Origin of the sequence: Brevibacterium senegalense (genome assembly GCF_000285835.1) — a bacterium.
Classification (GTDB): Bacteria; Actinomycetota; Actinomycetes; order Actinomycetales; family Brevibacteriaceae; genus Brevibacterium; species Brevibacterium senegalense.
The window spans coordinates 498,775-518,812 of record NZ_HE978601.1 but is presented as its reverse complement, the minus strand read 5'-3'; the positions used below and the strand labels follow the sequence as shown (position 1 = coordinate 518,812).

General features: G+C 70.2%; 19 protein-coding genes. 11 read left to right on the top strand and 8 right to left on the bottom strand.

Annotation, left to right across the window (positions count from 1 at the left end):
• Positions 1-285, top strand: a 285-nt coding sequence (locus HGBR_RS16580) for a transposase (RefSeq protein WP_019158328.1), incomplete at its 5' end; no start/stop codon positions are given.
• A gap of 249 nt (positions 286-534) precedes the next feature.
• Positions 535-3,153 (top strand): ATP-dependent chaperone ClpB, encoded by a 2,619-nt coding sequence (gene clpB, locus HGBR_RS05500; protein WP_019158327.1) that lies wholly within the window; start codon positions 535-537, stop codon positions 3,151-3,153.
• Positions 3,154-3,314: 161 nt separating this feature from the next.
• Here the strand turns inward: clpB and HGBR_RS16575 are convergent, their stop codons facing one another.
• From HGBR_RS16575 to HGBR_RS18715, 8 genes are all read right to left on the bottom strand, one after another.
• A complete protein-coding gene (locus HGBR_RS16575) occupies positions 3,315-3,956 on the bottom strand; it encodes a prepilin peptidase (RefSeq protein WP_019158326.1) in 642 nt (213 codons plus the stop codon).
• Positions 3,940-4,341, bottom strand: a complete 402-nt coding sequence (locus HGBR_RS05490) for a hypothetical protein (RefSeq protein WP_019158325.1) — start codon at positions 4,339-4,341, stop codon at positions 3,940-3,942. Before HGBR_RS05490 ends, HGBR_RS16575 begins: the two co-directional genes overlap by 17 nt.
• A 5-nt stretch (positions 4,342-4,346) precedes the next feature.
• Positions 4,347-4,901 (bottom strand): hypothetical protein, encoded by a 555-nt coding sequence (locus HGBR_RS05485; protein WP_019158324.1) that lies wholly within the window; start codon positions 4,899-4,901, stop codon positions 4,347-4,349.
• Positions 4,902-4,967: 66 nt separating this feature from the next.
• A complete protein-coding gene (locus HGBR_RS05480; RefSeq protein WP_020693882.1) occupies positions 4,968-6,473 on the bottom strand; it encodes a hypothetical protein in 1,506 nt (501 codons plus the stop codon).
• A 141-nt stretch (positions 6,474-6,614) separates the two neighbouring features.
• The gene (locus tag HGBR_RS05475; RefSeq protein ID WP_019158323.1) at positions 6,615-7,028 is read right to left on the bottom strand and encodes a hypothetical protein; all 414 of its coding nucleotides are present in this window, start codon (positions 7,026-7,028) and stop codon (positions 6,615-6,617) included.
• Positions 7,028-8,263: a hypothetical protein gene (locus HGBR_RS05470; protein WP_019158322.1), complete on the bottom strand. Its 1,236-nt coding sequence runs from the start codon at positions 8,261-8,263 to the stop codon at positions 7,028-7,030. Before HGBR_RS05470 ends, HGBR_RS05475 begins: the two co-directional genes overlap by 1 nt.
• A complete protein-coding gene (locus HGBR_RS05465; RefSeq protein WP_019158321.1) occupies positions 8,260-8,745 on the bottom strand; it encodes a DUF192 domain-containing protein in 486 nt (161 codons plus the stop codon). The genes HGBR_RS05470 and HGBR_RS05465 overlap by 4 nt, the downstream gene beginning before the upstream one ends.
• Before the next feature lie 14 nt (positions 8,746-8,759).
• A complete protein-coding gene (locus HGBR_RS18715; RefSeq protein WP_019158320.1) occupies positions 8,760-10,517 on the bottom strand; it encodes an OmpA family protein in 1,758 nt (585 codons plus the stop codon).
• A gap of 258 nt (positions 10,518-10,775) precedes the next feature.
• Here HGBR_RS18715 and HGBR_RS05455 point away from each other — a divergent pair, with 258 nt between their 5' ends.
• The 9 genes from HGBR_RS05455 to HGBR_RS05415 are packed head-to-tail and all read left to right on the top strand — an operon-like array spanning position 10,776 to position 19,894.
• Positions 10,776-11,618 (top strand): hypothetical protein, encoded by an 843-nt coding sequence (locus HGBR_RS05455; RefSeq protein ID WP_019158319.1) that lies wholly within the window; start codon positions 10,776-10,778, stop codon positions 11,616-11,618.
• Positions 11,615-12,388 (top strand): Flp pilus assembly protein CpaB, encoded by a 774-nt coding sequence (gene cpaB / locus HGBR_RS05450; RefSeq protein ID WP_019158318.1) that lies wholly within the window; start codon positions 11,615-11,617, stop codon positions 12,386-12,388. The genes HGBR_RS05455 and cpaB overlap by 4 nt, the downstream gene beginning before the upstream one ends.
• Before the next feature lie 35 nt (positions 12,389-12,423).
• Positions 12,424-14,181: a CpaE/TadZ family protein gene (locus HGBR_RS05445; protein WP_026077367.1), complete on the top strand. Its 1,758-nt coding sequence runs from the start codon at positions 12,424-12,426 to the stop codon at positions 14,179-14,181.
• A gap of 8 nt (positions 14,182-14,189) precedes the next feature.
• Positions 14,190-14,636, top strand: coding sequence for a TadE/TadG family type IV pilus assembly protein (locus HGBR_RS16565; RefSeq protein ID WP_019158317.1), 447 nt, complete (start codon positions 14,190-14,192; stop codon positions 14,634-14,636).
• Position 14,637: 1 nt separating this feature from the next.
• On the top strand, positions 14,638-16,002 hold the full coding sequence (locus HGBR_RS05435; RefSeq protein ID WP_019158316.1) for a TadA family conjugal transfer-associated ATPase: 1,365 nt from the start codon (positions 14,638-14,640) through the stop codon (positions 16,000-16,002).
• A gap of 1 nt (position 16,003) precedes the next feature.
• The gene (locus HGBR_RS05430; protein ID WP_019158315.1) at positions 16,004-16,933 is read left to right on the top strand and encodes a type II secretion system F family protein; all 930 of its coding nucleotides are present in this window, start codon (positions 16,004-16,006) and stop codon (positions 16,931-16,933) included.
• Entirely contained in the window at positions 16,933-17,823 is an 891-nt protein-coding gene (locus HGBR_RS05425) for a type II secretion system F family protein (protein WP_019158314.1), read from the top strand. The genes HGBR_RS05430 and HGBR_RS05425 overlap by 1 nt, the downstream gene beginning before the upstream one ends.
• Positions 17,823-19,127 carry a sensor histidine kinase gene (locus HGBR_RS05420; protein ID WP_019158313.1) on the top strand — a complete coding sequence of 435 codons (1,305 nt, stop codon included), beginning with the start codon at positions 17,823-17,825 and terminating at the stop codon, positions 19,125-19,127. The genes HGBR_RS05425 and HGBR_RS05420 overlap by 1 nt, the downstream gene beginning before the upstream one ends.
• Positions 19,124-19,894: a response regulator gene (locus HGBR_RS05415; RefSeq protein ID WP_026077366.1), complete on the top strand. Its 771-nt coding sequence runs from the start codon at positions 19,124-19,126 to the stop codon at positions 19,892-19,894. The genes HGBR_RS05420 and HGBR_RS05415 overlap by 4 nt, the downstream gene beginning before the upstream one ends.
• Positions 19,895-20,038: the final 144 nt, after the last annotated feature.

The window sequence follows — 20,038 nt, the reverse complement described above, 5'->3', positions numbered from 1 at the left end:
GACAGTGCCCTGGCCCACCTGCCCTCCGGCCACTTCTGGGCCAACAGTGCATGGCTGGCCTGCGCGGTCATGGCCTACAACCTCACACGGGCAGCCGGGATCCTCGCCGCCGGGACCTTCACCCAAGCCCGCACCGGCACCATCCGAGCCAAACTCGTTGCCGTTCCAGCCCGGATCGCTTCCAGCGCCCGGCGGATCCGGATCCGACTACCCGAGTCCTGGCCCTGGCAGCAATCCTTCGAGCGGCTTTTCACCGCCATCCGCCCGCCACCAAAGACCGCGTAGAACCAGTCCACCAGCCGGTCAACGGCCAGACCCGAGGAACCACAGTGGAACATCACCGGCAGCGAGGCCGGCCACACGGGCATGCCCAAGACCGGCGCACCCAGGACTTACGGAATCAACGCCACGCCCCAACGCGCGTCGGTGGATCGAGGCTAAGTGACCCCTCCCCGATTCATCTTGAGTGGAATAGACTCAACTTTGATGATGTTGGACTGGCATACACGTCATCTCTGTGGGAAGAAGGAACCTATGGACGCACAGTTCACGACCAGGAGTCAGGAAGTGCTGAGTGCCGCCGCGAAGGATGCGGTGGCGCGCGGGCACGGACACGTCGAGCCCGCCCACCTGCTCAGCGCCCTGCTGGGACAGGAGGACAGCATCGCGGTGTCGCTGCTGGAAGCGGCGGGGGCCTCGGCGACGGATCTGGCGCGGGAGGCGGACCGGATCCTCACCGGCCTGCCCACCGTCAGCGGATCCACCGTCAGCCAGCCCACGCTGGCCAGGCCCGCGATGCAGCTCATCAACCAGGCGGAGCAGGAGATGCAGGCGCTGGGCGACCAGTTCGTCTCCACCGAGCACCTGCTGCTGGGTGCGGCGTCGGACACGGGCGAGGTGGGCCAGTCGCTCACGCGCGCCGGTGCCACCCGTGAGGCGCTGCTGGCCGTGCTCGACCAGGTGCGCGGCGGGCAGAAGGTGACCAGCCAGGACCCGGAGTCCACGTTCCAGTCGCTGGAGAAGTACGGCGTCGACCTGACCGCCACCGCGCGGGAGGGGAAGCTCGACCCGGTCATCGGCCGCGACTCGGAGATCCGCCGCGTCGTCCAGGTGCTGAGCCGCAGGACGAAGAACAACCCGATCCTCATCGGCGAGCCCGGCGTGGGCAAGACCGCGGTCGTCGAGGGACTCGCCCAGCGCATCGTGGGCGGCGACGTCCCGGAGTCCCTGCGGAACAAGCGGCTCATCAGCCTGGACCTGTCCGCGATGGTCGCCGGCGCGAAGTACCGCGGCGAGTTCGAGGAGCGCCTCAAGGCAGTCCTCGAGGAGATCAAGCAGGCGGACGGCGAGATCGTCACGTTCATCGACGAGATCCACACCCTCGTGGGTGCGGGCGCCGGCGGCGACTCCTCGATGGACGCGGGCAACATGCTCAAGCCCATGCTGGCCCGCGGCGAGCTGCGCATGATCGGCGCGACGACGCTGGACGAGTACCGCGAGAACATCGAGAAGGACCCCGCCCTGGAGCGCCGGTTCCAGCAGGTGTTCGTGGGCGAGCCCGGCGTCGAGGACACCGTCGCGATCCTGCGCGGCCTCAAGGAGCGCTACGAGGCGCACCACAAGGTCGCGATCGCGGACTCCGCGCTGGTGGCGGCCGCGAGCCTGTCGAACCGGTACATCGCGGACCGGCAGCTGCCGGACAAGGCGATCGACCTGGTCGACGAGGCCGCCTCCCGCCTGCGCATGGAGATCGACTCCGCGCCCATCGAGATCGATGAGCTGCAGCGCGCCGTCGACCGCCTCAAGATGGAGGAGATGGCCCTGTCGAAGGAGTCCGATGCCGCCTCGAAGGAGCGGCTGGAGGCCCTCCAGCAGGAGCTCGCGGACAAGCAGGAGGAGTTGGCCGGACTCACCGCGGTGTGGGAGCGCCAGCGCGCAGGCCTCAACCGCGTGGGCGACCTCAAGAAGAAGCTCGACGAGCTGCGCAACCAGGCGGAGGTCGCCAGGCGCGACACGGACCTGGCCACCGCCTCCCGCCTGCTGTACGGGGAGATCCCGGAGGTGGAGAAGGAGATCGCCGCCGCCGAGGCCGCGGAGGCCGCCAGCGAGGAGTCCGGTCCCGCTGTGGGCACCGGCCGTCCGCTCGTGGGCGACCACGTGACCGCGGATGACATCGCCGAGGTCGTCGCCGCCTGGACCGGAATCCCCGCCGGCCGCCTGCTGCAGGGGGAGCGGGAGAAGCTGCTCCACGCGGAGGAGGAGATCGGGAAGCGCCTCATCGGGCAGGCCGAGGCCGTCGGTACGGTCGCGGACGCGATCCGCCGGTCGCGGGCCGGAGTGTCCGATCCGGACAGGCCCACGGGCTCGTTCCTGTTCCTGGGACCCACGGGCGTGGGCAAGACGGAGCTTGCGAAGTCCCTGGCGGACTTCCTCTTCGACGACGAGCGGGCGATGGTCCGCATCGACATGAGTGAGTACGGGGAGAAGCACTCCGTGTCCCGCCTGGTCGGTGCGCCTCCCGGCTACGTGGGCTACGAGTCCGGCGGTCAGCTGACCGAGGCGGTGCGCCGTCGCCCGTACTCCGTCGTCCTCCTGGACGAGGTGGAGAAGGCCCACCCGGACGTCTTCGACATCCTCCTGCAGGTGCTGGACGACGGTCGCCTCACCGATGGGCAGGGGCGGACGGTCGACTTCCGGTCGACGGTCCTCATCCTCACGTCGAACCTGGGCTCGCAGTTCCTCGTCGACCAGACGCTCAGCCGCGAGGAGCAGCGGGCGAAGGTCATGGAGATCGTGCACATGGCGTTCAAGCCGGAGTTCCTCAACCGGCTGGATGACGTCGTCATGTTCGACGCGCTGAGCACGCAGGAGCTCTCGCGCATCGTCGATCTGCAGATCGGTGCGATGCAGCGCAGGCTGGCGGAGAAGCGGATCACGCTCACCGCGACGGACGCGGCGAAGGACTGGTTGGCGATCGAGGGGTACGACCCCGCGTTCGGCGCTCGCCCGCTGCGCCGGCTCGTCCAGCGCGAGATCGGCGATCGCCTGGCGAAGCAGATCCTGTCCGGCGACATCCACGACGGCGACACCGTCACGGTGGACCGTCCAGCGGAGTTCGACGAGCCGGGCCTGCGCCTCACCGCGGTGCGGTGAGGGGCGGCTGATGCCGCCGACCGACGGAGTGCGGTGACGAGCACGACCCGCACCGTGTGACGCGACGAGGGCGCCCGGCAGCATTCGCTGCCGGGCGCCCCTTCGTGCCCGTGCGCGGCACTGACCTTCGCTCCCGATGCGTCGAGTCCAGGCGTCGAAGCTCAGGAGTGCAGGACGAGCCCCAGGACGATCGTGGCGCCCACGAGGAACGGGCCCATGGGCAGTGTGGTCTTGGCGCCGCGGGTCCTCCGTCCCCGCAGACGCTGCAGGAGGAGGGTGGACAGGCCCCAGAGGAGGGCCGCGACGAAGCCCAGGAAGACGCCCCAGACGATCTCCATCCAGCCGAACGCACCCAGACATGCGCCCAGGGTGGCGCCCAGCTTCACATCGCCCAGGCCGAAGTCGCCCCGGCTCACGATCGCCAGGACGAAGAAGACGGCGGTGAGGACGACCATGCCCAGCAGGGCCCGCCCTCCGGTCGCCCAGTCGCCCAGCACCGTCGCGTGGACGGCGAGCGCCAGAGCGCTCGCCCCCGCCAGCGGCAGGCTCAGCAGGTCGGGGATGCGCCGTTCCCGCGCGTCGACCAGCGCGATGAGGGGACCGCAGGCGCTCAGCAGGGCCAGAGGGACGACGCCTGCGAAGTCCCAGCCGTGCAGCGCGATCTGCACGAGGGCCAGTCCCAGCCCCAGTCCCACGACGGCACTGACCGTCAGGCGGGGGGGCGCCGTCTGCCGGAAGACACGCCACTCGAAGCTCTCGGGTGCGGCAGTCCCGGCCGGCGCCGCGTCAGCGTGCGCGCTCATGCGCGTACCCCCGTGTCTCCGGCGTGTACTCCAGGAGCGAGACGCGCACCAGCGCGCTCAGTCCGAATCCGATCGCGGCCGCCGCCACCGCGATGACGGGGGAGACCCCGTAGGCCCACGGCATGCCCGCGAACACGCCGGTGAATGCCCCGATGACCGCCTGCGACACGGCCAGCACGACGGGCACCGCGAACACCGCGATGAGGTGGTCGCGCTCCAGCGGCCGACCGTGCAGGGCGTGCACCCAGTCCGCCGCGACCGCCGCCAGGAACGGGCACAGCAGGAACCAGAGCGGATTGGCCGTGCCCACCAGCAGGGAGATGAGGAGGTCGAGGGCGAAGTATACGCCCACGGCCCACAACCAGGGTCGGATGAACTGCCGCATCCCGGTCAGCTCTCCGCCGTGGGGTCGAACTCCAACGAGTCGCGGATCTGCTCGATCTGGTCCTCGCTCAGGCCGCCGTCCGTGTTCGTCGTGAGCTCGACGACCGCCGTCTTCCCGTTCGACCGGTCCGCCATCGCCCAGAAGCGGCCGGTGTAGGTCGCGCCGTCGCCGGCACCGGTGAACTCGAACTGCATCTCCTGGGCCTGATCCGCGCCGTCGACGGAGATCTCCGATTCCGTCCCCTGCTGGAACGTGCCGCCGTACCAGCCCTCGAACGTCGCGCGGGAGGACACCTCCGACAGCGCCGAGGTCGCATACGGTCCGGAGTCCAGCTCCGGTGCGATCCGCACGCGGGCCGTCGCACCGTCCGCCGAGCTGTCCGCGCCCGCCGTCCACATCTCCGTCAGCGCCTCGGAGGGGGAGTCGACCCAATCCTCCGGGACGGTCACGGTCACCGGTCCCGCCTGGACCTCCCGGCCCGAGGCCTGGCCGCAGCCGCTCTGCAGGACCAGAGCGAGTCCCACCGTCGCCGCCAGGACCGCCCGTGCGCTGCGCCTCATCGTCTACTCCTCATTCCGTCGTCATTCCCCTGTCCCTGATCCTCGCACCGGGTCCGTGCCGCGTGGTCATCCACCCAGGCAGTCCACGTTCTGGATCCTCTCCCAGCCTTCAGGCCCATGGCGCCACACGTACGCATCATTCAGAGTGCTCGACGACGAATCGTCGTTGAAGCCGTAGCCCAGGCCGATGCCGAAGAGCTTGCCGCCCCACTCGTCGCCGTCGTCGCTGAAGGCATTGTCGTAGTGGTTCTCCGTCAGGTCCGTGACGTTCGGATCCTGGATGAGGTCCATGAGTCCCTGCTGCTCCGGGGTGAGGGCACCCTCGAATCCGCCGTCCTGGATGTCGCCCAGGTTGGGGATGCCGCCCGGGTTCTGGATCCAGTCCTGGAACTTCTGGCGCGCCGCCGGATCCGTCAGGTCGAAGTCCGCGCTGTAGCGGACCGCACTGTTGTCGGTCGTGCCGTCACCGCCAGCCTGGAACACCTGGGTGAGGTTCACTCCCACCACGTTGCCGTCGTTGTCGACGGTGTAGGAGAGGATCGTGCCGGCCCCGGCGTTGCCGCCGATCGACTCGTCCAGGACGCCGCCCTCACCGGAGATGTCGCCGTTCAGCTCGATCGAGTACGTCCGACGGTCGTCGGAGGCGGAGTCGCGGTCGGATCCGCGGTCGTGCTCGACGATGACCTCGCCGCCCAGGGACAGCTCGCCCCCGGCCTCCGGCAGCAGGTCGACGATCTCCTGCGGGATGTTCGCACCCCCGCCGTCCGACTCCCCGGAGTCACCGGAGTCGCCCGAACCGTCACCGCTGCCGGAGTCATCCGCACCGGAGTCTCCCGATCCGTCGCCCTTGTCGTCTCCGCCGCCCAGGTCGAGGCCCGCATCGCCGCCGCCGTGCAGGTCCAGCTCGAACTGGTCGTAGGTCTTCTGCGGGTCGGACGGCGGCTCATGCGGGTTGAGCCAGGGCCCGATGAACGGGACCTTGTTCTGCCAGGCCTCGACGCGGTCCTGCTGGTCCTGCGCGAACTGCTCCGCGTCCTCCCACGAGTCGAACACCCACGTGTCGCCGTTGCCGTACGTGAATTGGCCTCCGGCACCCAGGTCGATCTCGACGTAGTCGCCGGCCTTCACCTTGCCCGCATCGACGTCGACACCGCCGCCCCACTGGTCGACCAGCGAGACCTCCGCGGAGCCGTCGGAGTACTTCGTGACCCTCATCTGGACGCCGCCGCCCAGGTTGAAGATGAGGACGTCGACCTTCGAGCCGTGTCCGTCGGTCTCCTCCGACACCATGCAGGTGGGCAGGTCGTCCTCGGGGCTCTCCAGGCTCTCGCAGGCGCCGCCACCGCCGGGGATGTGGGACAGGATCGAGCAGATGCTCTTCTCGATCCCCGCATTGAGGTCCGTCTTCCACGGCGTCGCTGCGGTCGCGATGATGACGATCGAGACGACGACGATGACACCCACGTACTCGACCGTGCTCGCTCCCCGCTCGCCGCGGGTGCGCCAGAGGCGTCGCAGATCGTCGAACCCGGACCGGGACGCGGAGCGCTCGGGGCGCGAGGAGGGGACCATGCCGTGATCGTATGGACGGACCCCCACTCAGCACATGGGCTCGAAGGCCCAAAGCGAGGCCCAACCTGGGGCCCAGACGGGGGCCCAGACCGGGTGCGTCCGCAGCGGGACCCGGCCCCGGCCTCGGCGGTGGTCACCCGGTCACGCACGGCGCGCGGTCCGCGTCGCCCACAGGCAGCCGGCCGCTGCGGCGATGACCGCGGTGGCCGCGTCGATCCCCAGCCCCGCGAAGAGCAGCGGGTCCGGCGGCTGCGCCAGGAGGAGCGCGCAGACGGTGAACGGCAGGATGACGGCGGCCGTGCCCAGGAAGGCCCCCGGCAGGACGTTCGCGAACACGCGGCGCAGCGGGGCGCGACGGCTCAGCATCCCGCGGGCCACGACCTCGGAGTAGGCGAACCGGACCAGGCTGAGGACGGCGACGAGGAGCACGACCGCGGGCATCGCACCCAGCAGCATGCCCAGCGCCGGCCCCGCGCAGATCGCCGCGACGATCATGACGAGGGTGATCGCCGCATGGGACCACAGCGCGTGGAGGAAGGACGGGCGGTGCAGCATCAGGCCGCGTCCTCCTCGTCCGCCTGCGCGTCCGGGTCCTCGCACGAGAGCAGCGGCTGGAGCTGCGAGCCCGCCACCGCCAGGTCCGCGGACCTCGCATCGACGACCTGCGTCTCCATCGCCTGGTCCGCGGATGACCGCACGAGGCTCAGCCCCATCGACTCGACGAGGTCCGCCGGCTGCGCGTCCGGTCCGGTCGCGATGGTCGCCTCCGCGAAGATCGCATCGCCGGCCAGTCGGTCCTGGAGGGCGGCCGAGGCCTCGACCCCGAACGCGTCCGCAGTGTCCCAGGCGGCCTGGAAGACGGTCGCATTCGTCTGGCGGCGCAGGTCCAGCGAGTAGACCCGCCACACGGCTCCGTCGTCGTCCAGGGAGAGCGCGCGGGAGGGCTGGTCGCCGGCCGAGTCCGCGGCGCGCAGCGCATCGAGGCTCCACTGCTCGGAACCCCAGCCGGCGATCTCGACGCGCTGCGGCGTCCCGCCCTGCGCGTGCGTGACGCTGACGGACAGCAGTCCGGTGAGACCCAGTTCAGCCGCGAAGCGCGCCGCCTGGGGCTGCGGGGACGACCCGGCCTCCGTCCCCAGATCCAGCACGGTCACCCGGCGCGACGTGCCGGAGACCGCGTCGCGCTCCTCGAGTTCGCCCAGGACGCCGTCCCAGGGGCCGGTGCGCTGCGCGGTGGCGCGCGGCTCCTGCTCCGTGTCGCCGATGAGGCCGATGGTGCCCGCTGCGCCGCGGTAGCCGTCCGCCACGCCGGCCGGGGCCGGGCCGGCACCGGCGTCGATCGCGGCCGTGGCGGTCGACGAGCCGGCCAGCAGCCAGCGCTGCGCGGCGGCGCTGTCCGGGAACGCATAGAGCAGGACGGAGTCCTGCCGGTCCGGATCGTCGACCGCGACCTCGACCTGGCCGTCGCCGTAGGTCGAGGCGCGCTGCGCGCCGTCGATGCTGGTCGTGGAGAAGGCGAGCATCTGGCCGGCCATGAGCCGGTCGCGTCCCACCGCTTCGCACGCGGGGAGGACGGAGACGGGCTGATCGCAGCCGGTGCTGGAGCACACGGCGCCCGTCAGGCGGTTCCCCACGCTGCTGCCCACCGGCAGGAGGAGCGCCGCGATGACAGTGACGGCGAGGAGCAGCTTGGGGGCGCGGGCGTCCGAGGCCGCCAGGCGCTCCTCCTTCGACGCGCGCTCCCGCGGCGGGAACACCGCGTGCAGAAGGTCCCGCAGGCGGTCGTTCATGCCGGTGCCTCTGCGGTCAATGCGGTCTCCGGGACCACTCTCACGCCGGTCTCGACGCCCCAGCGTGCGAACGACCCAGGCTCCGCCTCCAGCACCGCGACGCTGCCGCGGACCAGGCCGTGCGCGCGCCACGGGCGCAGGAGCGCGGTCCGCAGGACCGTGCCGTCCTCCGCCAGGTAGGCCGTCTCGAGCGGTCGGGTCATCCCGAACCCGTGGACGGAACTGCACGGGACGATGAGCAGGGCGGTCTCCTGCGAGAGGAGGAGACCGCGCAGGCGACGCAGCGCATTCGCGGCGACCGGGACCTCGGGCGCGGTGCGATCCGACGGGACTGCGGACAGCGGGAGATGCGAGGACGGGTCAGCGGCCGGAGACGGAGAGTTCTCCGTGCCGGCCCCGGTGTCCGGAGCCTGCGGCTCGATGCGGAGGCGCGCGGTCCGGGTCGAGGCGCGCAGCGGGGCGAAGACCCCTCGATGTGCCATGGGTCCGGGCCTCCTCAGCCCTGTGCGTCGGACTGCTGTGCGTCGTCCGGCACCGGCAGGCGCAGCTGTGCGGTGTCGCTGATCCGCAGGACGACCTCGTCGCCGCTGAACTCCGTGTCGGGGTAGTGCGCCCACAGGGTGAGCGGTTCGCCGGACAGGTCGGTGCCGATCGGCGAGCCCTGTGCACACAGGCAGTCCGTCGACGCCGCCGTCGTGGGGGACAGGAGCGTCTGCGCGTCCTCGTCGAGGAGGCTGAAGCCCGCGGCGCTGGGGTACTCCGAGGCACCCGCGTAGGGGTTGGGTCCGAAGTACTGCTCGCCGGCGGCGGGGCGCAGCACGGAGAGCGCATCGGCCTCGTACGATCCCGAGGCCGTCGAGACCTGCGCCTCGAGGCGGATGCCGTCGTCGAACCGTTCGAAGGCGGTGACGGAGACCTGGATCTCCGAATCGTCGCCGTCGCCGGTGCCCGTCATGACACCTTCGGCGATCGCGTCCGGGTTGGGAGTCGCCGCGTCCTCCATGTCCGGGATGTCCGGCAGCTCGCGACCCGCATCGACCGCGGCATCGACGTCGTCGACGGACTCGAAGGAGAAGGACACGCGCCGGTTCTTCTCCTGGTTCGCCTCGATCGCCTGGTTCTGGGAATCGCGGTTGGGGAAGGCCGGGCGGGTCTCGCCGAAGCCCTCGGTCTCGAGGGTGATGTCCGAGCCTTCGAGCCGGCCGGCCATCTCCTCCTCGACCGCGGCGGCGCGACGCTCGGAGAGGTCCTGGTTGTAGGCGTCCTCACCCTCATCGTCCGTGTGGCCCTCGACTGTGACGGTCTTGCCTGCGGCATCCTCCTGCAGCTGCTCGGCGGAGTCGTCGAGGATGTCCTGGGCCTCGTCCGTCAGCTCGTCCGAATCGAAGTCGAAGAGGACGTCCGCGGGCAGGTTCACGCGGGTGATCTCCTGGTCCTTCTCCACGAAGGAGCCGCCCACGGTCTCCTCCTTCGAGGTGAGTGGGACTGTGCGCGCGACGGTGGCGCCGGCACCGTAGTCCCACGGGAACTCCTGCGCGATGGACGAGCTGATCGTCACGTTCGTGAGCTCCTCGTCGTACGTCATCGCCTGTCCCTGGCTGACGGGGACGTCCGCAAGCGGCTGGAGGGATTCGCCCGCGAGCACGTCGACCTCGCCCCCTGTGGGCGCGGGGAAGTCGAGGTAGAAGAGCTCCGTGGGGTCGCTCGACGGATCGCTGGGTGTGGAGTTCGCGACGCCGGAGCACACGCACTGCGTCTTGTGGACGGTGTCCGTGGCGGGGCCGGCATCCGTCACGTTCGCGGGCGTGCCGGGATCGAAGTTGCCGCTGCCGCCGTCGTGCTGGAGAGGTTCGATGAGGGTGCCCGTCTCCCGGTCGATGAGCCGCACCCACGGACGCAGCCCCACGCTCTCTGCGGAGCTCGTGAGGGTGTCCGAGGCCAGCCCTTCCCCGTCGACCGGCTGCAGCCAGGCACCGATGAGGCGGACGGACTCGCCGTCGGAGTCGAGTGAGACGATCTGCAGCTTCGCGCTCCCGGTCCCGTTCTCCGTGGGGAGAGTGACAACCTGCTCGGCCAGAGGATCCGGGAGGGTGTTCGACCGGTGGAAGCCGTCCTCCTCGACGATCGCGGGTGGTGCGTCCGCCTGCTCCGAGGTCGCCGCACCGCCCCCGTCGGGCTCTCCGCCGTCTCCGCCGTCACTCCCGGATGTGCACCCGGAAAGCGCGAGAACGGCGGTTGCGGCGAGGGCGCCCACGCGTCGTACTCCAAGATCTGAGACGCGACGAACGTGCGGTGTCTGTGCGTGCATGGGGCAGACAGTACACGAGTCCAGGAGTCGTCAAAGTTTAAATATATGCCTTCTGACCTGCTGTGATACAAAGGGGAACGCTTCATGAACGGCACGTGAAGAAGTCCGTTCCGAGCGGGATCCAGTGGTAGCTTCGCCGATGGACTGCGCCCGGGGCGCGGTTGCCGGACCACTTATTGAGACGAATTCCGAAGAGAGGGCACGATGGCGGCGACGAGCTCCGCGATGCACCACGCAGCGCCTCCGCCGGCGCTGACCGTGCCTCCGCTCCCGGCCCAGGCGCCACCGCGGCAGGATCTCCGACTCCGCATCGCGGGACCGCCGGCCTCGATCGACGAGGCCCTGCGATCCGTCACGGGGTCGGAGCCGGTCCTCGTCATCGTCGATGAGCGCGAGGCCGCGGCACAGGAGCAGCTGGTCTTCCACGCCCGCGCCGCATCGACCTACTCGGACGTGACGATCCACCGCTCGCACCTGTCCCCGCTGGGCATCAGCGCGCTGGTGCAGGCGGCGCGCTCACTGGCGGATCAGATGCCCGCGGCCCGCGTGCACGACCTCCTGCCGCAGATCGAGGCCTCGATCCGCTGCTTCGCGGTGCTCTCCTCCGTGTCGAAGCTGCGCGACCCCAACCCCTCCCTGCTGCAGCACGTGCGCAGCTGGTGGCCCACGACCCGCTTCCTCGCGGAAGCCGGAGGTGCGGTGCACCGCTTCCGCCCGCAGTCGACGACGGACCCATTGGGGCCGACGGCGGCCGCGACCCCCAGCGTGCTCCTCGTCGCAGGTGAGGGCGATGCCGTGCAGGACGAGCGCACAGGCCGGATCGTCCGGGGGCTGGGCGCGGCCTCGGCGATGGCGACGCAGGTGCCGGTGCACACGTGGTGGGGGACGAAGCCGATCGCGGAATACTGCCTTGCCCCGCTGGACCTGCACGGGATCATCACCGGTCACAGCGCGGAGACGCGACGCTGCCCCTGGTGCCGGGAGAGCACCAGCGCGCACCCGTGCCGCCTGTGCGGCGGTCAGACAGAACAGGAAGCCACTCCATGAATCCTCAGCAGCGACGCGGCGTCATCATGATGATCATCGCCGCACTGGGTGCTGTCGCCGTCTTCATCGCACTGGTCGTCTACGTGCAGTCGGTGAGTGCGGAGGTGGGGCCCCGCTCCACCGTCTACGTCGCGACGGAGGACATCCCCGCGCAGCAGTCGCTGGACCCGGCGCAGATGGAGACGGAGGAGGTGCCCAACAAGTACATCACCCCGCAGATGATCACGAGCCAGGAGGAACTGGCCGGGCAGAAGGCCTCCGTGCCGATCGCGGCAGGGTCGTGGATGCAGACAGACATGATCGCGCCGGCATCGGCACTGGAGGACGGGCAGCGCGAGATCTCCGTGAACTTCGAGGCGGACACCGGCATCAACGGGCGTGTGGCACCCGGCGACACGGTCGACGTCATCGCGGCGTTCGCCAAGGAGCGCGAGAACGAGCAGGGTGCGGAGTCCTACCGCCGCGCGGACATCCCCTACAACACGGCGGGGATCCTGGTCCGCAACGCGCAGGTCGTGTCCGTGGGCCAGCCCGTCGACCCCAACGCTGCCGTGGGCGCGGCGGATGAGACCGGAGCGCAGGTGCAGATGGTGCCCGTCACCTTCGCCGTCAGCGTCGAGGACGCCGGCCGCCTGGCCTACGGCGAGTCCTTCGCGGTGAACATGCGCCTCATGCGGTCGGGCAACAACGAGACGGGCACGCAGGTGGACGAGGGCGCGACGACGTTCGACGACGTCGACCTGCAGGAGATCATCGGCAGCGACGGCTGACCAGTGGGCGATCGATGATGAGTGAGAAGGCAGGAATGAACGCATCCACCAGCACCGCCGTGCTCTGCTGCGCTGACAGCGGCCGCGCGTGGGAGATCCGTCAGGGGTTCGCGGATTCGGGCGTGAACGTCGAGCGCCAGTACGGCTCGACCAGCGCTCTCATCCCTGCGCTCGCGGACCTCGATCCGGACTCCATCGATCTGCTGATCCTCGACGAGGGCGTCACTCCCATGAACGTGTGGGACCTCTGCCTGGAGGCCTCTGTCAAGCTGCCGTCCGCGGCGATCATCCTCGTCCTCGACAGCCCGGACGGCACGAAGCTGTCGAAGGCGATGGACGTGGGTGCGCGCGGCGTCGTGGGCTTCCCGCTCAGCTACGAGGACGTCGCGGCGCGCGTGACGTCCGCGCTCAACTGGACGAAGACTGTGCGGACCGCGGTCCGCAGTCGCAGCGACGAACAGCTGAGCGCGGACGCGCGCGGCGGTTCGATGGTGACGATCGGCGCTGCGAAGGGCGGGACCGGCGCCAGCACCATCGCGCTGCACCTGGCCCGTGCGGCACAGGCCGCGCGCCCGCAGGCCAAGGTCGCGCTGGTGGACCTGGACCTGCAGAAGCCGGACCAGTCCATCCTCCTGAATGTGCCGCTGCACCGGACGGTCACGGACCTGCTGGGCGTCGTCGACGAGCTGACACCGCGCCAGCTGGAGGACGTGCTCTTCACGCACGAGGACGGTTTCTCCGTCCTCTTCGGCCCTCGCCACGGCGAGGAGGGCGAGCTGGTGGGGGAGCGCGAGGCCCGGCAGATCCTGGGCATGCTCCGCTCCCGCTACGACGTCGTCATCGTCGACATCGGCTCCGTGATGGGAGAGGCCAACTCGACGGCCGTGGAGATGGCGGACGAGGCGTTCATCGTCTCGACCTCCGACGTCCCGTCCCTGCGCGGTGCGCGCCGACTCAGTGAGCTGTGGCAGAGGATCGGAGTGCGGACCACGCAGGCGACGCGGATCATCCTGAATCGCTGCGATCGCACGGACGACATCCAGCCGGAGGCCGCGCGCAAGATCGTGAGCCTCCCCGTCGTCGACGTGCATCTGCCGGCGGACCAGCGCGCGCTGCAGCTGGCGGCCAACCGCCGCGACCCGTCGCTGGCACTGCCGGGCTGGACCAAGCGGATCCGTGAACTGGGCGTGGAGATGAAGGTCGTCCCGGCGGACAGCCTGGACCTGCCGGTCGAGCCCAAGGAGCGGAAGCGGAAGCGGCGCGGGAAGAAGGGCGCCGCCGCGGACCAGGACCTGTCCCTGGACCCCACCGGTCAGGGCGATCCCGCCAGTGGCCCCGGGGAGCCGGATGGACGCGTGGGGCAAGGCGCGGAATCGCTCGCACTGCCCGAGGACCCGTCATCCCGCGATGCGGACGAAGCCCGCGGGGGGACCGGCAGGCGGGCGCTCAGCAGGCGTGCGGCGGCCGAGCGCGGCCAGTCGACGCTCGAGTTCGTGGGGCTCATCGCCCTGTTCGGACTCATCGCCGCGATCGGATTCCAGACGGTGCTCATCGGCATGACGTGGGTGTTCGCCGCGAACGCTGCGAACGAGGGCGCCCGGGCAGCGGCGGTGGGCGACAGCGCCCGCGCCGCGGCGGTGGCCCGCACCCCTGCCGCCTGGCAGGACGGACTGAACGTGAGCGAAGGGATCTCCGAGGTGGACGTGCGCATGCGCACGCCGCTGCTGGTCGACGTCAGCAAGGATCTGCAACTGGTGATCCCCGCCAGCGCCGGGATCGTGAAGGAGCCGTGAGAGGCACGATGAACAGGACCGAGGCCGTGCTGATCGACGCGGAGGCGCCGGTGCAGACGCAGGAGAACCGACGGGCCCCGCGTGAGCGGGGATCCGCGACGATCGAATTCACCGGGACGTTCTTCATCTGGCTCACGATCGTCATGGTGTGCCTGCAAGCGGCTCTTGCGATGTTCGCGCTCAGCCAGGCGAACTCCGCCGCCCGCAACGCGGCGCGCGCAGAGGTCGTGACGGTGGGCGCGGGACAGTCGGCGGGGAAGGCCGCACTCTCCGCACCCCTGCGCAGCGGATCCTCGACCTCGTGCACCTCGTCCGCGATGGTGAGCTCGACGGGATCCGTCACGTGCTCCGTCACCGTCGCGATGCCCATCCTGGCGCTCGACTGGATCACCGAATGGGTGTCGCCGGTCACCGTCACGCGCGATGCCGAGCAGCCGATGACCGAGGTGCGCTGACATGTCACTGCTGCAGCGTGCCGAGTACAGCCGCGAGGTGCGGGGCGAGGCGGACGACGCCCGTCCCGCAGGACCGCGGACCCCGGAGGAGCGCTTCAACGACTCCGTCCGCGAGTACCGGCGTATGCTCCTGGACGAGATCGACCTCGAAGAGCTGGAGAAGCTGGGGCCCTCGCAGCGGCGGGTGAGGCTCGAGCGGGTCATGAGCCACCTCGTCTCCCGCAACGGGCCTGTGCTGGCCGCGCGGGAGCGGCAGGCGATCATCAAGCGCGTCGTCGACGAGGCGCTGGGCCTGGGCATCCTGGAGCCGCTGCTGAATGACGAGTCGATCACCGAGATCATGGTGAACGGGCCGGACGACATCTACGTGGAGCGCAGCGGACGGCTGGAGCGCCTGCCGCTGTCCTTCTCCAGCGACGACCAGCTCATGCAGGTGATCGACCGCATCGTCGCCGGGGTCAACCGGCGCATCGACGAGGCCTCGCCCATGGTCGACGCGCGATTGGCGACCGGTGAGCGCGTGAACGTCATCATCCCGCCGCTGGCGCTGGACGGCCCCACGCTCACGATCCGGCGATTCCCCACCCCGTTCTCGCTGGACGACCTGCAGGGCAAGGGCAGCTTCGACGCGCTCTCGCGCGAACTGCTGGCCGCCTGCGTGCGCGCGCGCTTCAACATCGTCGTGTCCGGCGGTACGGGCACCGGCAAGACGACGATGCTCAACGCCCTGTCCGGGCTCATCCCGGACGACGACCGCATCGTCACGATCGAGGACTCCGCGGAGCTCCAGCTCCAGCAGCCGCATGTCATCCGCCTCGAGTCGCGGCCGGCGAACGTCGAGGGACGCGGACAGGTGACGATCCGCGACCTCGTCCGCAACAGCCTCCGCATGCGCCCGGACCGCATCATCGTGGGTGAGGTCCGCGGCGGCGAGACCCTCGACATGCTCCAGGCCATGAACACCGGTCATGACGGCTCTCTCGTGACCGTCCACGCGAACAACACCCACGACGCCGTGTCCCGCCTGGAGACCCTGGCCTCCATGAGCGAGGTGAAGATCCCGTTCGAGGCGCTGCGCGACCAGATCAACTCCGCCGTCGACCTCATCGTGCAGCTGTCGCGCGGGGCTGACGGCTCGCGCCGGATCACGGAGATCGCGGCCGTGACGTCGCAGAGCCGGGAGGAGTTCCAGCTCACCCCCCTCATGCGGTTCCGGTCGAACCCGGTCGGAGCGGACCGCAAGGTCACCGGCGTCCACGAGATGCTGGAGATCCCGGCCCCCGTGGCGGAGCGACTGTGGGGCGCCGGCCACCAGCTGTCCGCCGGATTCCGCATCGCCGCCGACTCACGGATCCCGAGGTCCTGACGTGCCCCTGTCCGTCGTGCTCGTCGGAGCCGTCGTCGTCCTCATCATCGGTGCGATCGGCGTCACCTCCCTGGCGCTGGGCACCGCCTCGCAGTCCGATGTCGTCCGGTCGGAGCGCGGTGCGCGGGGTGCGAGCTTCCGCCACACCGTCATCCGGCGGATCAACTCCGCCTTCCTCCGCTTCCGTGTGGGCGAGGCCCTGTCCACCGCGCTGATCCAGGCGAACATCCGGCAGATCTACGTGATCGAGTACTTCCTGGGCGGGCTGCTCGTCACGCTGCTGGTGCTCGTGAGCCTGCTGAATGTGATCGCGCCCTTCTACGCCGTGCTGCTCGCGGCACTGGTGGGCTGGGGGCTGTGGGCCGTCCTGTCGTACCTGCGCGAGAGGCAGCGCCAGAAGTTCATCGCGCAGCTGCCGGAGTTCGCCCGCATCATGGCGAACTCGACGAACGCGGGCCTGTCGATGTCGTCGTCGCTGCGGGTCGCTGCGCATGAACTGGCGGATCCCGCCGGTCGCGAGCTCACGATCCTCGAGCGCGAACTGGCCGTGGGCACCCCCCTGGACGTGGGGCTCGAGCGGATGTCGGACCGCATCAAGGGCCGGGACCTGGACGTCCTCGTCTCCACCCTCGTCATCTCGCAGCGCGCCGGCGGATCGCTCATCAGTGCGCTGCGCGGCCTCTCGACCACCCTCGAGGACCGCAAGGAGACCCGACGCGAGGTCAAGACGATCGTGACCCAGTCGAGCTTCACCGGCTACCTGGTCGTCGCTTTCGGCGTGGGCTTCGTCCTCGTCATGAACATGATGACCCCCGGACTGCTGTACAAGCTGACCTCGACCGTCATCGGCCAGATCGCGATCGTGCTCGCCGCGCTCGCGTATGCCGCGGGCCTGCTCATGATCCACCGGCTCACGCGGGTGAAGCTGTGATGCTCGCACTCCTCATCGCACTCGTGGGTGCGGGCGTCGTCCTGACCGCGTACCTGGGCTACCGGAACTTCCGCGCCGACCCGCTGGCCGAACTGGCGCCCGAGGACCGCGTGCTCGTGAACGAGCGCGGCCGCAGGCGGACGGCGACGGGACCGCTGTCACGCCTGGGGCAGCGCCTCAGCCCGCCGATGGCGCGCATGCTGGGGACCGGGTACCGGAAGCAGTCCGACCATCAGATCGACCTGGCGGACGGGAACCCGTACAAGGACTTCGAGCAGTTCATGGCGTACAAGGTGTCGCTGGCCCTCGTCATGGGCGGGGGCGGTCTGGCCATCGCGATGCTGCTGAAGATGCCGCTCTTCATCCCGATCCTCCTGGTGCTGGGCTTCTTCCTCCCGGACCTGCAGCTGCGCCAGGCGGGGAAGAAGCGGCAGAGCGAGATCGACGATGCGCTGCCGGACTTCCTGGACGTGCTCGCGGTGACGGTCTCCGCCGGACTGTCGTTCCGCTCCTCCCTGCGCAAGGTGGTCGAGCGGACGGAGGGTCCGCTGGCCGTCGAGATGCAGCGGACCCTGCGCCAGATGGAGGTGGGCGAGCCGCGGACGGTCGCGTTCACGAACCTGCGGAAGCGCACGGAGTCGGATGCGTTGGAGAAGTTCGTCGTCGCACTGGTGCAGGCGGAGGAACTGGGAGCCCCGCTCGTCGACGCACTCGACCAGATCGCGCTCGACATGCGCCGCGACACCGCGCAGCGTGCGCGCCAGCAGGCCTCGAAGGCGTCGCCGCAGATCGCCGGCGTCGTCACGATGGTGATGGTGCCAGGCACGATGGTCCTCATCCTCGCCACCATGTGGTTCGGCTCCGGCTTCGACTCGATGGAACTGTTCTGATGGCGGACCCGCAGCCGGTGGAGGCGCCGCGCGACTTCGCGGCGGCCGTGGGCAAGGTCGTCGTGACCGCCCGCATGCTCTTCGTCTACCCCGTGCTCCTGTCGTGGACGGAGCGGACCCCCACGGTCGGCGAGATCGTCCTCGTCGTCGTCCTCGCCGGGCTGTCGCTCACCGCCCTGCTGCGCTGGCGCTGGATGGCCCGTTTCATCCGCAGCCATCCGATCGTCCTGAGCCTCGAGATCCTCGCCGCTGTCAGCGTCATGATCCCTGCGGGCATCGACTCGCCGTACCTCCTGTACTTGAGCACCTCCGCGCTGCTCATCGGGATCCTGACCCGCGGCCTGGGCCGGACCCTGCTGGTCGTCACCCTCCTGCTGGGGTACGCCATCAGCAGTCTCATCACGACGTCGCTCGTGACGGTCACGGTGCCGGAGGAGTTCCTCATCCGCACCGGCACCTCGCTGGGAGGCCTCGTCCTCCTGTCCGTGCTCGTCTACCTGGGCAGCACGATCGACAAGCTCCAGGATCGGGTGGACCGTGCGGTCGAGCTCGCGACGCAGAACACGCGGGAGGCGGCGCTGGGCGAGGAGCGCAGCCGCGTGGCACGGGAGCTCCACGACTCGACGGTCAAGTCCCTCGTGGGCATCCGGCTGCTGGCCAAGTCCTCGACGATGGACTCGTCGCGGACGGAGTCCGCGGTGCAGCTCATCGCGGACTCCGCGCAGATGGCGATCGACGATTCGCGGCGCATCCTGGCGGACCTGCGGACGGAGGAGGTGCCGCCGCTGTGGCCGTCAATCCGCCGGGTGGGGGAGGAACTGACCGCGCTCCACGGGCTGCCCGTCTCGATCGAGGGCGACACGACGGCGGAGCCCACGTGCCGCATCCGCTACGGCGTGCGGAAGGTGCTCGAAGAGGCACTCACGAACGCGGCGCTCCACTCCGGTGCAGAGCGGGTGACGGTGCAGGCGGCTCTGGCCGCGGAGGGCCTGCAGATCGAGGTGGTCGACGACGGAACCGGGTTCGACCCGGGCGATGCGGAGCGCGGCGGGCACTACGGACTGGCGGGGATGCGCGAACGAGCGGCGGCACTGGACTGCCTGCTCCGCATCGACTCGGCCCCGGACGCGGGCACGACGGTCCGCCTCACGGTGCCGCTGGCGCTGCTGGAGACGACCTCCGCCGAGGTCCCGTTCGGCGGAGCCGGTCCGGCTCCGCTCCCAGCCCCGGCCCTGGAGGACGACGTGCACGACGAACGAGTGGAGAACGGGGCCGCGGACGTGGGAACGAGGGCGGGGACGTGAACGGACGACTCAGGGTGCTCATCGCGGACGACAATCCGATCGTGCGGATGGGACTCGAACGGATCATCGAGGCGAGTCCGGATCTGGAACTCGTGGGATCCGCGCAGGACGGCGCGCAGGCGATCGAACTGGCCGCGGACGCGCAGCCGGACATCTGCCTGCTGGACGTGCGGATGCCGGGGACCAACGGGATCGAAGCCGCCCGGGCGCTCGCCACGACCTATGCGGTCGTCATGCTGACCCACAGTGAGGAGTCCGAGGTCATCACGGCGGCGATGCGGGCCGGCGCCCGCGGTTACCTCATCCACAGCGACCTGGAGATCGAGCACCTCTCCTCCGCGCTGCGGACCGTGGCCGCCGGCGGCCTCCTGTTCTCACCCAGCGCCACTGCTGTCGTCAGCAGCGCCTTCGGGCCGGCCGCACCGAAGGGGGAGCCGGGCGGGGATCCCGCGGCGGTGACGGCCGCCGGCGCGGCGCAGACGGCCGTGCAGACCCGCCCTGCCGTGGGGACCGCCTCGCACGGGGCCACCAGCGCGCTGTTCGGCGCGCGGGCGGACGTGCAGGGTTTCGACCTCACCCGGCGCGAGACGGAGGTCATGGACCTCATCGCGGAGGGGTACACGAACAAGAGGATCGCGACGACCTTCTTCCTGTCGGAGAAGACGGTCAAGAACCACGTCAACAGCATCTTCTCGAAGCTGTCCGTCAGCACCCGCGCGGAGGCCGTGAGTCTCTGGCTGCGCCGGGACGCCGGGAGCGCGTCGTGAGGGGGCCCGGTCACCGCGTGGGCCCCCGCCTGGGCCTCCAGGCCCATCTCTCGGATGAGCCCGCGATTGGGTCCAGGGTCTCTGTCAGCGGGACCGTCCGCCCGGAAGTATGGACATCGTCAGCACGACGGAATCCCCGGACAG

Excerpts from the sequence above, each read along its gene's own strand:
- HGBR_RS05425 (WP_019158314.1), top strand. The coding sequence starts at position 16,933 with ATGCTCGCACTCCTCATCGCACTCGTGGGTGCGGGCGTCGTCCTGACC.
- cpaB (WP_019158318.1), top strand. The coding sequence starts at position 11,615 with ATGAATCCTCAGCAGCGACGCGGCGTCATCATGATGATCATCGCCGCA.
- HGBR_RS05420 (WP_019158313.1), top strand. The coding sequence starts at position 17,823 with ATGGCGGACCCGCAGCCGGTGGAGGCGCCGCGCGACTTCGCGGCGGCC.
- HGBR_RS05470 (WP_019158322.1), bottom strand. The coding sequence starts at position 8,263 with ATGAACGACCGCCTGCGGGACCTTCTGCACGCGGTGTTCCCGCCGCGG.
- HGBR_RS05485 (WP_019158324.1), bottom strand. The coding sequence starts at position 4,901 with ATGAGGCGCAGCGCACGGGCGGTCCTGGCGGCGACGGTGGGACTCGCT.
- HGBR_RS05475 (WP_019158323.1), bottom strand. The coding sequence starts at position 7,028 with ATGCTGCACCGCCCGTCCTTCCTCCACGCGCTGTGGTCCCATGCGGCG.
- HGBR_RS16565 (WP_019158317.1), top strand. The coding sequence starts at position 14,190 with ATGAACAGGACCGAGGCCGTGCTGATCGACGCGGAGGCGCCGGTGCAG.
- HGBR_RS05480 (WP_020693882.1), bottom strand. The coding sequence starts at position 6,473 with ATGGTCCCCTCCTCGCGCCCCGAGCGCTCCGCGTCCCGGTCCGGGTTC.
- HGBR_RS05435 (WP_019158316.1), top strand. The coding sequence starts at position 14,638 with ATGTCACTGCTGCAGCGTGCCGAGTACAGCCGCGAGGTGCGGGGCGAG.
- HGBR_RS16575 (WP_019158326.1), bottom strand. The coding sequence starts at position 3,956 with ATGAGCGCGCACGCTGACGCGGCGCCGGCCGGGACTGCCGCACCCGAG.
- HGBR_RS05465 (WP_019158321.1), bottom strand. The coding sequence starts at position 8,745 with ATGGCACATCGAGGGGTCTTCGCCCCGCTGCGCGCCTCGACCCGGACC.
- HGBR_RS05445 (WP_026077367.1), top strand. The coding sequence starts at position 12,424 with ATGAACGCATCCACCAGCACCGCCGTGCTCTGCTGCGCTGACAGCGGC.
- HGBR_RS05455 (WP_019158319.1), top strand. The coding sequence starts at position 10,776 with ATGGCGGCGACGAGCTCCGCGATGCACCACGCAGCGCCTCCGCCGGCG.
- HGBR_RS05490 (WP_019158325.1), bottom strand. The coding sequence starts at position 4,341 with ATGCGGCAGTTCATCCGACCCTGGTTGTGGGCCGTGGGCGTATACTTC.
- clpB (WP_019158327.1), top strand. The coding sequence starts at position 535 with ATGGACGCACAGTTCACGACCAGGAGTCAGGAAGTGCTGAGTGCCGCC.